Source organism: Erwinia artemisiae, assembly GCF_051400835.1.
GTDB classification, from domain to species: Bacteria; Pseudomonadota; Gammaproteobacteria; order Enterobacterales; family Enterobacteriaceae; genus Erwinia; species Erwinia aeris.
In genome coordinates this window covers 197160-209201 of the sequence record NZ_JBLFFM010000001.1, presented here as the reverse complement: position 1 = coordinate 209201, position 12042 = coordinate 197160, and the positions used below count along the sequence as shown (strand labels likewise).

Below are 12042 nucleotides of genomic sequence, written 5' to 3'. Positions count from 1 at the left end.
CAACTGCGAATAAGGAAGCGAAATGACTTTATTAAATCCCTGGTTTGGCGAGTTCGGCGGTATGTACGTGCCGCAGATCCTGATGCCCGCGCTGCAACAGCTGGAAGAGGCCTTTGTCAGCGCCCAGCGCGATCCTGAGTTTCAGGCGGAATTCCTCGGCCTGCTGAAAAATTACGCCGGTCGCCCCACTGCGCTGACGCTGTGTAAGAACCTGACCAAAGGCACCAAAACCCGTCTTTACCTGAAGCGTGAAGATCTGCTGCACGGCGGCGCGCACAAAACCAATCAGGTGCTGGGCCAGGCGCTGCTGGCGAAGCGCATGGGCAAAACCGAAATTATCGCGGAAACCGGTGCGGGCCAGCACGGCGTCGCTTCGGCGCTCGCCAGCGCCCTGCTGGGTCTGAAGTGCCGCATCTATATGGGCGCCAAGGATATTGAGCGCCAGTCGCCCAACGTGTTCCGCATGAAGCTGATGGGCGCAGAGGTGATCCCAGTGCACAGCGGCTCCGCCACGCTGAAAGATGCCTGTAACGAGGCGCTGCGCGACTGGTCGGGCAGCTATGAAAACGCCCACTATATGTTAGGCACGGCGGCGGGCCCGCATCCTTTCCCGACTATAGTGCGCGAATTCCAGCGCATGATCGGTGAAGAAACTAAAGTGCAGATCCAGGAGCAGGAAGGCCGCCTGCCGGATGCGATTATCGCCTGCGTGGGCGGCGGCTCCAACGCTATCGGCATGTTCGCGGACTTTATCGACGAGGCTTCCGTCGGGCTGATTGGCGTGGAGCCTGCCGGTCACGGTATTGAAACCGGCGAGCACGGCGCGCCGCTGAAGCATGGCCGCGTCGGCATCTATTTCGGCATGAAAGCGCCGATGATGCAGACGGAAGAGGGTCAGATTGAGGAGTCCTATTCGATTTCCGCCGGTCTGGATTTCCCTTCCGTGGGGCCGCAGCACGCGCATCTGAACAGCATCGGCCGCGCCGACTACGTTTCCATTACCGATGACGAAGCGCTGGACGCGTTTAAAACCCTTTGCCGCAGCGAAGGCATTATTCCCGCGCTGGAGTCTTCCCACGCGCTGGCTCACGCCCTGAAAATGATGCGTGAAGCGCCGGAAAAAGAGCAGCTGCTGGTGGTGAACCTGTCCGGCCGCGGCGATAAAGATATTTTCACCGTGCACGAGATTCTGACAGCGAAGGGAGAGATCTGATGGAACGTTATGACCAGCTTTTTCAGCGGCTGAACGCGCGTAAGGAAGGCGCCTTTGTGCCTTTCGTCACCCTGGGCGATCCCACGCCCGAGCTGTCGCTGCAAATTATCGATGCGCTGATCGCGGGCGGCGCCGACGCGCTGGAGCTGGGGATCCCCTTCTCCGATCCGCTGGCCGACGGCCCGACCATCCAGAACGCCACGCTGCGCGCCTTTGCCGCCGGCGTGACGCCCAGCCACTGCTTTGAGCTGCTGGCCGCCGTCCGCCAGAAGCATCCGACCATCCCGATCGGGCTGCTGATGTACGCTAACCTGGTCTTCGCCAACGGCATCGACAACTTTTATGCGCGCTGCCAGCAGGCGGGCGTGGATTCCGTGCTGATTGCAGACGTGCCGGTCGAAGAGTCCGCGCCGTTCCGCCAGTCGGCAATGCGGCATAATGTTGCGCCGATCTTTATTTGCCCGCCGAACGCCAGCGACGATCTGCTGCGCGAGATCGCTTCACACGGGCGCGGCTATACCTATCTGCTTTCCCGCGCGGGCGTAACCGGCACGGAAAGCCGTGGCGTCAGCCAGTCGTTGCATCATCTGGTGGACAAGCTGACCGAATACCACGCCGCGCCGCCGCTACAGGGCTTCGGGATTTCTGAACCGTCTCAGGTGAAGGAAGCGCTTGCCGCTGGCGCAGCGGGTGCGATTTCCGGCTCCGCTATCGTCAAAATCATCGAGCGTCATCACAATGAACCGGCCACGATGCTGGCCGAGCTGGAAGCTTTCGTCGCGAAGCTGAAGGCCGCCACGCGCTAACCGTCCGCCCTGTCGCTCTGGCAGGGCTTTGCCCCTCCTGTACGTTTAGTATTCTTTGCGGCTCAGCAATAATTGCTGAGCCGTTACGCCAGCCCGATCGAGAGCAGGCCAGCCGCGTAGCCTCAGGCAGCCGCTTTACCGCCCCGTAAACAAGTAACACGCTCTTTTTGCGCTGTTTTGTGGAAAATTCGCCGCCCAGGTCTACGCTTCTTTTACAGAGCGAATCTGTAATCACGGCCCAGGCCATTCGGAAATAACAGGGAGATTTACCATGAAGCTGTTTAAAATGTTGACGGGTATGGTTATCGCAGCCGTTGTGGCTGTTTCAGTTAGCGCCTGCGCGCCAACGGCAAAGCAGGAAGGCACAGGCGGCTATATTGACGACACCGTCATCACCACCAAAGTTAAAACGCAGCTGCTGAACGATGAAGCGCTGAAGTCCCGTGAAATCAACGTGGAAACCTTTAAGGGTCGCGTACAGCTCAGCGGTTTCGTCAGCTCGGCCCAGATGGCCAGCCGTGCCGTGGAGGTGACCCGCAGCGTGAAAGGCGTGAAGTCCGTAGTAAATAATATGCAGATCAAATAACGCTTTTCGGGCGTAACAGGATCGACAAAAGGCGCAGCGTATGCGCCTTTTTGCTGTCTGACGGCGGCGATCAGAAGCGGTAACCCGCGCCAAAGAAGAACACGAACGGGTTGATATGGGTGTCGATACTCTGGCGGCCTGCGCCCGCCGCGTCAAAGCGCACTTTGGTATTAATATCCATGTACCACAGCGAGGCGTTCAGCATCCACTGCGGCGTTAGCTGATAGTCCAGGCCGACCTGGCCCGCCACGCCCCAGCTGTTTTTTACGCTCAGGTTGCTCAGGCCCGCATCGCGGCCGGTCTGGTTAAAATCGGTGTCATAAAACATGGTGTAGTTCACGCCGATACCGGCATAGGGCTGCAGCTTGCTGTTGTTATCCATGAAATACCACTGCGCCATCAGCGTTGGCGGCAGCTGATGCACGGTAGCCAGCGTGCCGGTAGAGGCCAGCCCGACCTTGTGACGGAACGGCGTGGCGCCCAGCAGCTCAACGCCGACGTGATCGGTCAGCATATAGGTAAACGTCAGGCCCAGCTGGGTATTGTTGTTGATGTCGAATTCGCCCAGTCCCAGGACGTTATCCGAGCCGCCGGTTGGACGCACGGTCGCGGAACCCGCACGCATAAAGAAATCGCCGGCCTGATGTGCCGAAGCGGCTACCGGCGCGCAGGCCGCGACCAGCAAGGCCAATACTGAAATTTTCATAATCACTCCTGTGTACATAGAAAAAAGCGCAAATTGTCACCCTTATTTTTAATGCGCTGATTTTATCTTTATTTTCAGAAAGATCACCCTCACAGAAACACAATAAACGGCAAATCCACTAAAAATTGATCTGGATCAAAACCACCTTTATTTCATAAAGAAAAATTAAGTTAAAAAGTGATCTGATGCGGGTTTATTGGCCAGATAGTGTTATATGAAGCGTGCAGGCGGTGTACGTCAGACGGCACGAGAAATCGCCAAAGCGAAAGTTGTGTAAGCCAGGGTGCCAGGTTGGCTTAAGACCATGTACAATCGCCGGATCGCTAAATTCGGCTCTCAAGGAGTGTACATGTTATTCACGGCGGCTTCGTTATACCGTGACACGGGAAATTTCTTTCGCCATCAGTTTGTTACCATCGTACTGATCGCGCTGTTAACCTCTTTTATTACGGTACTGATCGGCCATGCGCTGACGCCTGATATTTCCGGGCTGGCGGATGGCAACAGCGGCTCAATGAGCCTGATGGAGTGGATCCGTACCATGACGCCAGAACAGCAGCAGCTGCTGCTGCACGCTTCCGCTGCGGGTACGCTTGCCTCGCTGGTCGGCAATACGCTGCTGCTGGGCGCGATGCTCTGCCTGATCCCTATGGTTACCGCCGGCGAGCGCGTCAGCGCCCTGCGCGCCATGGGCGCTTCCGCGCCGATGCTGCTGCGACTGCTGCCGCTGGTGTTTTTTATGACGCTGATTATTCAGCTCGGCTTTATGGCGTTGATGGTGCCCGGCATTATTTTCGCTATCATCCTGTCGCTGTCGCCGATGATCATGACGGCGGAAAAAGTCGGCATTTTCGCCGCGATGCGCGCCAGCACTCGGCTGGTGTGGGGACATGTTAAGGTGGTGGCGCCCGCTATCCTGGGCTGGCTGCTGGCGAAGGTGCTGGTGCTGCTGATGGCCTCGTCGCTGACCGTGCTGCCGGCCAACGTCACCTCGGTGCTGCTGAACGCGCTAAGCAATCTCGTTTCGGCGCTGCTGATCATTTACCTCAGCCGCCTGTATATGCTGTTACGTTAATCAGTCGCTGCGCGCTTCACCGGCGCGCAGCCGATATGTTGATCTGATAACCGGAAGCCCTTATGAAGCAGTTACTCGATTTTCTTCCTCTCGTGGTCTTTTTCGTTTTTTATAAGCTCTACGATATTTTCGTCGCCTCGGGCGCGCTGATCGTCGCCACCGCGCTGGCGCTGGTGGCCAGCTGGCTGCTTTATCGCAGGCTGGAGAAGATGACCATCGTCACTTTTGTGCTGGTCGCCGTTTTCGGCACGCTGACGCTGGTTTTTCATAATGACGAATTTATTAAATGGAAAGTCACGGTTATCTACACGCTGTTCTCTGCCGCGCTGCTCTACAGCCAGTTCTGGATGAAACAGACGCTGATCCAGAGCATGTTGGGTAAAGAGCTGACGTTACCGCAGGCCGCGTGGCGCAGGCTGAACGTGGCCTGGGCGATATTCTTTCTGGCCTGTGGCCTGGCCAATATCTACGTCGCCTTTTGGCTACCGCAGGATTTCTGGGTTAACTTTAAAGTGTTTGGCCTGACCGGCCTGACTCTGCTCTTCACCCTGCTCAGCGGCGTCTGTATCTATCGCCTGATGCCGCAGGAAGAAAAATAATTCAGCGCCGGATACGGCGTTTTTATGCGGAAGCAAGATAATGAGCGACGAACAACGACAGCCTGAGGGCGAAATGGTGCTGCGCACGCTGGCTATGCCTGCGGATACTAACGCCAACGGCGATATCTTCGGCGGCTGGCTGATGTCGCAAATGGATATGGGCGGCGCCATTCTGGCAAAAGAGATCGCGGGCGGCCGCGTGGTGACGGTGCGGGCTGACGGCATGACCTTTCTGAAGCCGGTTGCGGTAGGTGACGTGGTCAGCTGTTATGCGCGCTGCATTCGTACCGGCAGCAGCTCGATTACGATTAACGTAGAAGTCTGGATTAAGAAGGTGTCTTCAGAACCGATTGGCCAGCGCTACTGTACCACCGAAGCGGTATTTATCTACGTTGCCGTTGACAGCGAAGGCAAATCGCGACCGCTGCCACCGGAAAAAAGCCATTTTAGCGAAGCGTAACGGCATAAAAAACGGGAGCAAAATTTGCTCCCGTTTTTTTATGATGGGCAACATCACCCGTTACTCAATGCTGCTGCCGCCGTTGATTTTAAAGACAACGTTCATTTTCAAATCCTTGCCCGGCTTGCCCGCCTCATAGCGCCACTTACGCATGGCGTTTTTCACTTCACGCTCGAACATATTGCGCGGCTCGGCCTCGAGAATGCGGATATTTCCCACCTGCCCCGAGCTGTCCACGTCAAATTGCACGCGAACATGCCCTTCCAGACGCAGCGCAAAGGCGCGTGACGGATAGGCCGGTTTGCCAATGCTCATCGCTTTCGGGCCGGAAGAGACGGCCGTTGAAGGCGCTGCCGATGTTTTCGGCGCGGTAGAAGGTTTGGTCGCGGTAGCCGTACGATCGTTATTCAACGGCGCGGCCTGGCGAGGCTCCTCGCGCGGCTTCACCTCTTTCTTCGGCTTCACCACTTCCTTTTTAGGCTTAGGTTTGGGTTTAGGCCTGGGAACGGGTTTCGGGATCGGCACCGGTTCCGCTTTAGGCGGCTCCGGCTCCGGCACGGGTTCAGGTTCGGGTTCAGGCTCCGCTACCGGCTGCGGCGCAGGCTGGGGCGCTGGCTGTGGCTCCGGCTGCACTTCCGGCGCGACCAGAGAGACGCTGATAGGCTGAGACGCTTTTGGCACTTCCACGGTCTGGTGAAAAGAAGCATAAAGTATTCCGCCAATCACCACGGCGTGCAGACCCACGGAAAGCAGGGTCGGTAGCGAAAGTCGGCGAGGAAATGAAGTTTCTGTCAGCGTCGTCATAATCTTTCTGCTGTAAAAGTTGAGGCGTAAGTTTAAATGCAAATAGCAATCAGTTTCAACAACTCGCCTCTTTTCAGGCGTGAATTTGTCAGAAAATCGGTTAGCCTTACGCGCCGCGCCTGCAAGAGCATCTTTCATTTGCAGAATAGCGAACGATGCCTTAACGTGATCGCCAATCATTAGCGATGGACAGGAGTTAACGTGCTCTACGTAATTTATGCAGAAGATAATGCGGATTCACTGACAAAGCGGCAGGCGGTTCGCCCCGCGCATGTGGCACGTTTGCAGCTGTTACAGGATGAGGGACGCCTGATTATCGCCGGGCCGATGCCGGCGGTGGACAGCAACGAACCTGGCGTGGCGGGCTTTACCGGCTCTACCGTGATCGCCGAGTTCTCGTCGCTGGAAGAGGCGCAATCCTGGGCGCAGGACGATCCTTATATCGCCGCGGGCGTGTATAAGCAGGTTGCCGTTAAACCATTTAAGCGCACGTTTTAACGCCTTCCGCCTGGAACCCTGATGAAAATTGGCTATCTTTTCCCGGCCGCGGTCGGTATAGCAGGCGCGGCGCTGCTGATATGGTTTATCGCCAGCGGCGCCTGGATGCCGGGCGCCTGAGGCGCAGGCAGTAAAAGAAACCCGGCGCAAGGCCGGGTATTTACGCTCAGACCAGCTGGGTAATAAACAGAATAGAACGACGCTGCTGTTGGCTTAGCTGATGGCGAATGGCGTGCATCCGTCCGTAGCGTCTCGACTGCCCTTCCAGCCAGCGCGCCCGTCGGCGCTGAATTTGACGCGACATGCGCCAGCGTGCGACTTCATTTCTACTCCGTCTCATATTACCCTCTTCGCTTGCAAAAACTCGCGCCGCATTATAAAGACTTCTGTCTCTACGCCAAGTCCGATGACTTGAGGAAAAGGTTTCGTCCGCTCCGATCTGCACGTAAACTCCTGTAATCAGAGGTGAACAGGACTTCCGCTTTTATGACGACTTTTTATACTTTAATGAGCTGGCTGCTGCTGTTTGGTTACTGGCTGCTGATTGCCGGGGTCACGCTGCGCATTCTGATGAAGCGCCGCGCGGTGCCTTCGGCGATGGCCTGGCTGCTGATTATTTATATTCTCCCTCTGGTAGGCATCGTCGCCTATCTTTCCTTTGGCGAGCTGCATCTGGGGAAGCGTCGTGCCGAACGCGCCCGCACCATGTGGCCTTCCACCGCCAAATGGCTGAACGATCTGAAATCCTGTCACCATATTTTTGCCCGTGATAACAGCGACGTGGCGCGCTCGCTGTTTCAGCTTTGTGAAAACCGTCAGGGTATCGCCGGGGTAAAAGGTAACCAGCTACAGCTGCTCACCTCTACGGACGATACGATGCAGGCGCTGATCCGCGATATCCAGCTGGCTCGCCATAATATCGAGATGGTGTTTTATATCTGGCAGCCCGGCGGCATGGCGGATGAAGTGGCGGAAGTGCTGATGGCGGCGGCGCGGCGCGGCGTTCACTGTCGGCTGATGCTGGACTCCGCCGGCAGCGTGCAGTTTTTCCGCAGCGACTGGCCCGCGATGATGCGCAACGCGGGCATTGATGTCGTGGAGTCGTTGAAAGTCAGCCTGCTGCGCGTCTTTTTACGCCGCATGGATCTGCGCCAGCATCGCAAAGTGGTGCTGATCGATAACTATATTGCCTATACCGGCAGCATGAACCTGGTCGATCCGCGCTTTTTTAAACAGGATGCGGGCGTGGGCCAGTGGATTGACCTGATGGCGCGCATGGAAGGCCCGGTGGCAACCACCATGGGCATCATTTACTCCTGCGACTGGGAGATTGAAACCGGCAAGCGCATTCTGCCGCCGCCGCCGGACGGCACTATTATGCCTTTCGAGCAGGAAAGCGGCCACACCATTCAGGTTATCGCCTCCGGGCCGGGCTTTCCTGAAGATCTGATTCACCAGGCGCTGCTGACCGCCGTCTATTCGGCGCGCGAGCAGCTGATTATGACCACGCCCTATTTCGTGCCCAGCGACGATTTGCTGCACGCTATCTGTACCGCCGCGCAGCGCGGCGTCGAGGTGAGCATTATCGTGCCAAGACATAATGATTCACTGCTGGTAGGCTGGGCGAGCCGCGCTTTTTTTGCGGAACTGCTGGAAGCGGGCGTCAGAATTTATCAGTTTGAAGAAGGCCTGCTGCATACCAAAAGCGTGCTGGTTGACGGGCAGCTGAGCCTCATCGGCACGGTTAACCTGGATATGCGCAGCCTGTGGCTCAATTTCGAGATTACGCTGGTGATTGATGATGACGGTTTCGGCGGCGATCTGGCGCGCGTACAGGATGATTATATCGCCCGTTCGCGGCTGCTGGATGCAAAACAGTGGACGCGGCGCGCCTGGTGGCAGAGGATTGTCGAACGACTGTTTTATTTCTTCAGCCCGCTGTTGTAAAACGAGCGGCATTGCACAGCCCTGACGGGCATTATGGGAAATTTTATGGATTTAAATAACCGCCTTACCGAAGATGAAACCCTGGAACAGGCCTACGATATTTTTCTGGAGCTGGCGGGCGATAATCTCGATCCGGCCGATATCCTGCTCTTTAATCTTCAGTTTGAAGAGCGCGGCGGCGCAGAGCTGCACGATCCCGCCGAGGACTGGGCCGAGCATGTGGATTTCGATCTGAACCCGGACTTTTTTGCCGAGGTGGTGATTGGCCTGGGAGAAAACGACGGCGACCCGGTGACCGATATCTTCGCTCGCGTCCTGCTGTGCCGCGAAAAAGACCACAAGCTCTGCCATATTCTGTGGCGTGAATAAACCGCAGCCGCATCCCGTCGCCGGGATGCGGTCTGGTTTTTATAACGGATCGACCTTCAGGCAGGAGACCGCATGACGGAAGCTGCCTTCCAGCAGCGGACGCGTTTTGGCACACTCCGGCCCGGCTATCGGACAGCGGGTACGAAATACGCAGCCCGACGGCGGATCGATCGGCGAAGGCAGTTCCCCTTCCAGCAGCTGGATAACCTTGTTTTTCTCCAGGTCGGGATCGGGGATCGGCACGGCGGACATTAAAGCCCTGGTGTAAGGATGCTGCGGGTTCTGATAAACCTCATCATAGGTGCCCAGCTCTACCGCATGACCCAGATACATCACCAGCACGCGATCGGAGATATGTTTTACCACCGCCAGATCGTGGGCGATAAAGATCAGCGACAGCCCCATCTCGCGCTGTAGCTGCTGGAGCAGGTTGACCACCTGCGCCTGGATAGAAACATCCAGCGCGGAAACCGGCTCGTCGCAGATAATCAGTTTGGGCTCCAGAATTAACGCCCGGGCAATGCCGATGCGCTGGCACTGGCCGCCTGAAAATTCGTGCGGGTAGCGGTTAATCAGGTTCGGCAGCAGCCCCACCTTCATCATCATTGTTTTGACCCGCTCTTTGACTTCCTGACGCGCCATTTTAGGATGATAGGTACGCAGCGGTTCAGCAATAATATCGCCGATGGTCATACGCGGATTCAGCGAGGCCAGCGGATCCTGAAATATCATCTGGATATCGCTACGCGCCCTGCGCCACTCCTCTTCGCTTTGCCCCAGCAGGTCGCGGCCCAGCCAGGCGACGCGCCCTTCCGTGGCCTTGACCAGCCCGATGATGGCGCGGGCCAGCGTTGATTTCCCGCAGCCGGACTCGCCCACCACGCCCAGGGTTTCGCCTTCGTACAGGCGCAGGCTGACGCCGTCCACGGCCTTCAGCGTTTTCGGCGGCTGCCAGAACCACTGCCCGCTGTCTTTGATCGCGAAATGCACTTTCAGATCGGCGATTTCCAGCAGAACGTTCTTTTCTGTCGTGCTCATACCAGCTCCTCCGCAGGTTTAAAGCAGGCGCGCAGCCGCTCCTGTCCAAACGGCTCCAGCGGCGGCATCGTGGCGCAAATTTCCATCGCGTGCGGACAGCGAGGCTGAAACGGACAGCCTTTTGGCAGCCGCAGCAGGTTGGGCGGATTGCCGGGAATGGTGGTCAGGGATTCGCCCTCCGCGTCGAGGCGCGGCACGGCGTTGAGCAAACCAATCGAATAAGGGTGCGTTGGCTGATAGAAGATATCGCGCGCTTTGCCGTACTCCATCGTACGTCCGGCATACATCACCAGCACGCGATCGCAGATGCCCGCCACCACGCCCAAATCATGGGTGATCATAATAATCGCGGTGTTGAACTCTCTTTTCAGATCGTTGAGCAGCGTCATAATTTGCGCCTGCACGGTGACGTCCAGCGCCGTGGTCGGTTCGTCGGCAATCAGCAGCTTAGGCCGACACAGCAGCGCCATCGCGATCATCACGCGCTGCCGCATCCCGCCGGAGAACTCGTGCGGATACATCTTCATGCGCTTGCGCGCCTCGGGCATTTTCACCGCATCCAGCATCCGCACCGATTCTTCAAAAGCCTGCGCGCTGCTCAAGCCTTTATGCAGCTGCAACACTTCCATCAGCTGCTCGCCCACCCGCATATAGGGATTTAACGAGGTCATGGGATCCTGAAAAATCATCGCGATCTGTTCCGCCCGCAGCCGGTTAAGCTGCTTTTCCGGCAGGTTGAGGATCTCATTGCCGCGAAAACGCGCCGAGCCGCCGATGCGCCCGTTGCCCGCCAGCAGCCCCATCAGTGCAAAAGCCGTCTGCGACTTGCCGGAGCCGGACTCGCCGACGATGCCCAGCGTTTCGCCCGCCCGCAGGTCAAAATTAAGGTCGTTAACGGCGGTCACATCGCCGTCCGGCGTGGTGAAAGTCACGCGCAAATCTTTTACCGACAGCAGCAGTTCGCTTCCCGCCTGCGTGGCCATCGCTGGCTGTAGTTGTGTAACGTTCATCGGGAAACTCCTTAGCGATCTTTCGGGTCGAGGGCATCACGCAGACCATCGCCGATAAAGTTGAAACAGAACAGCGTCACCACCAGAAAACCGGCCGGGAACAGCAGCAGCCACGGCGAGACTTCCATCGAGTTGGCGCCGTCGCTGAGCAGCGCGCCCCAGCTGCTCAGTGGCTCCTGCGTGCCCAGGCCTAAGAAGCTGAGGAAGGATTCAAACAGGATCATGCTCGGCACCAGCAGCGAGGCATAAACCACCACCACGCCCAGCACGTTAGGCACGATATGGCGCAGCACGATGCTGGCGGTAGAGACGCCGCCGACATGCGCCGCCTCGATAAACTCTTTGCGCTTCAGGCTCAGCGTCTGGCCGCGCACGATACGCGCCATATCCAGCCAGGAAACCAGCCCGATCGCCACGAAAATCAGCAGGATATTACGGCCAAAAAAGGTCACCAGCAGGATCACGAAGAACATAAACGGAAAGGAGTTAAGGATTTCCAGCAGGCGCATCATCACCGAATCGACTTTGCCGCCCAGGTAACCGGCCAGCGAGCCGTAAAGCGTGCCCACCAGCACCGCCACCAGCGCGGAAGCGATGCCGACCATCAGCGAGATCCGTCCGCCGATCGCCACGCGCACCAGCAGATCGCGTCCCGACGAGTCCGTGCCGAAGTAGTGCTTAGACACCATATCCGGCGCGCTGGACATCATGCCCCAGTCGGTATCATCGTAGGTGAACGAGGAGAGCATGGGCGCGAAGATCACAAAGAGCGCAATCAGCACCAGCACGCTCAGGCTGGCCAGCGCCGCCCGGTTATGAATAAAGCGACGGCGGGCGTCCTGCCACAGGCTGCGGCCTTCGATCTCCAGCTTTTCGCTAAAGGCGTCGAGAGCTTCGCTGTTTTTCTTACTCAGTATCATGGCGAACTCCG

At 57.5% G+C, this 12042-nt stretch carries 16 protein-coding genes; 10 read left to right on the top strand and 6 right to left on the bottom strand.

Annotated features, from left to right (window positions below):
• The first annotated feature begins 22 nt into the window (after positions 1-22).
• The 3 genes from trpB to ACMGEE_RS01025 all read left to right on the top strand — a co-directional run bounded on the left by trpB (position 23) and on the right by ACMGEE_RS01025 (position 2605).
• The gene (trpB, locus tag ACMGEE_RS01035; protein ID WP_253453812.1) at positions 23-1213 is read left to right on the top strand and encodes a tryptophan synthase subunit beta; all 1191 of its coding nucleotides are present in this window, start codon (positions 23-25) and stop codon (positions 1211-1213) included.
• On the top strand, positions 1213-2019 hold the full coding sequence (gene trpA / locus ACMGEE_RS01030; RefSeq protein ID WP_253453811.1) for a tryptophan synthase subunit alpha: 807 nt from the start codon (positions 1213-1215) through the stop codon (positions 2017-2019). The genes trpB and trpA overlap by 1 nt, the downstream gene beginning before the upstream one ends.
• Before the next feature lie 271 nt (positions 2020-2290).
• A complete protein-coding gene (locus ACMGEE_RS01025; RefSeq protein ID WP_436829491.1) occupies positions 2291-2605 on the top strand; it encodes a BON domain-containing protein in 315 nt (104 codons plus the stop codon).
• 70 nt (positions 2606-2675) lie between these two features.
• Here ACMGEE_RS01025 and ompW read toward each other — a convergent pair whose 3' ends face one another.
• Positions 2676-3311, bottom strand: coding sequence for an outer membrane protein OmpW (gene ompW / locus ACMGEE_RS01020; protein WP_253453809.1), 636 nt, complete (start codon positions 3309-3311; stop codon positions 2676-2678).
• Positions 3312-3660: 349 nt separating this feature from the next.
• On the opposite strand from ompW, the gene ACMGEE_RS01015 reads away from it, so the two are divergent.
• The 3 genes from ACMGEE_RS01015 to yciA all read left to right on the top strand — a co-directional run bounded on the left by ACMGEE_RS01015 (position 3661) and on the right by yciA (position 5445).
• Positions 3661-4386, top strand: a complete 726-nt coding sequence (locus ACMGEE_RS01015; protein ID WP_436829490.1) for a YciC family protein — start codon at positions 3661-3663, stop codon at positions 4384-4386.
• A 62-nt stretch (positions 4387-4448) separates the two neighbouring features.
• Positions 4449-4985, top strand: coding sequence for a septation protein A (locus tag ACMGEE_RS01010; RefSeq protein WP_436829489.1), 537 nt, complete (start codon positions 4449-4451; stop codon positions 4983-4985).
• A 40-nt stretch (positions 4986-5025) separates the two neighbouring features.
• Entirely contained in the window at positions 5026-5445 is a 420-nt protein-coding gene (gene yciA / locus ACMGEE_RS01005) for an acyl-CoA thioester hydrolase YciA (protein WP_253453803.1), read from the top strand.
• Between the two features lie 60 nt (positions 5446-5505).
• Here yciA and tonB read toward each other — a convergent pair whose 3' ends face one another.
• Positions 5506-6249 carry a TonB system transport protein TonB gene (gene tonB, locus ACMGEE_RS01000; protein WP_301251630.1) on the bottom strand — a complete coding sequence of 248 codons (744 nt, stop codon included), beginning with the start codon at positions 6247-6249 and terminating at the stop codon, positions 5506-5508.
• Between the two features lie 201 nt (positions 6250-6450).
• Here tonB and ACMGEE_RS00995 point away from each other — a divergent pair, with 201 nt between their 5' ends.
• Positions 6451-6747, top strand: a complete 297-nt coding sequence (locus ACMGEE_RS00995) for a YciI family protein (RefSeq protein WP_253453799.1) — start codon at positions 6451-6453, stop codon at positions 6745-6747.
• 21 nt (positions 6748-6768) lie between these two features.
• On the top strand, positions 6769-6867 hold the full coding sequence (locus ACMGEE_RS00990) for a YoaK family small membrane protein (protein WP_148101246.1): 99 nt from the start codon (positions 6769-6771) through the stop codon (positions 6865-6867).
• Between the two features lie 46 nt (positions 6868-6913).
• Here the strand turns inward: ACMGEE_RS00990 and ACMGEE_RS00985 are convergent, their stop codons facing one another.
• Positions 6914-7087: a YciY family protein gene (locus ACMGEE_RS00985; RefSeq protein ID WP_125287735.1), complete on the bottom strand. Its 174-nt coding sequence runs from the start codon at positions 7085-7087 to the stop codon at positions 6914-6916.
• 146 nt (positions 7088-7233) lie between these two features.
• On the opposite strand from ACMGEE_RS00985, the gene cls reads away from it, so the two are divergent.
• Both cls and ACMGEE_RS00975 read left to right on the top strand, forming a co-directional pair.
• Positions 7234-8694, top strand: a complete 1461-nt coding sequence (gene cls, locus ACMGEE_RS00980) for a cardiolipin synthase (RefSeq protein WP_253453797.1) — start codon at positions 7234-7236, stop codon at positions 8692-8694.
• A 45-nt stretch (positions 8695-8739) separates the two neighbouring features.
• Positions 8740-9063 carry an HI1450 family dsDNA-mimic protein gene (locus ACMGEE_RS00975; protein WP_125287737.1) on the top strand — a complete coding sequence of 108 codons (324 nt, stop codon included), beginning with the start codon at positions 8740-8742 and terminating at the stop codon, positions 9061-9063.
• 39 nt (positions 9064-9102) lie between these two features.
• Here ACMGEE_RS00975 and oppF read toward each other — a convergent pair whose 3' ends face one another.
• Genes oppF through oppC form a run of 3 tightly spaced genes read right to left on the bottom strand, consistent with a single transcriptional unit; the run spans position 9103 to position 12031 of the window.
• Positions 9103-10101: a murein tripeptide/oligopeptide ABC transporter ATP binding protein OppF gene (gene oppF / locus ACMGEE_RS00970; protein WP_253453794.1), complete on the bottom strand. Its 999-nt coding sequence runs from the start codon at positions 10099-10101 to the stop codon at positions 9103-9105.
• Positions 10098-11111: an ABC transporter ATP-binding protein gene (locus ACMGEE_RS00965; protein ID WP_253453792.1), complete on the bottom strand. Its 1014-nt coding sequence runs from the start codon at positions 11109-11111 to the stop codon at positions 10098-10100. The genes oppF and ACMGEE_RS00965 overlap by 4 nt, the downstream gene beginning before the upstream one ends.
• A gap of 11 nt (positions 11112-11122) precedes the next feature.
• Positions 11123-12031: an oligopeptide ABC transporter permease OppC gene (gene oppC, locus ACMGEE_RS00960; protein ID WP_125287740.1), complete on the bottom strand. Its 909-nt coding sequence runs from the start codon at positions 12029-12031 to the stop codon at positions 11123-11125.
• Between the last annotated feature and the right edge of the window lie 11 nt (positions 12032-12042).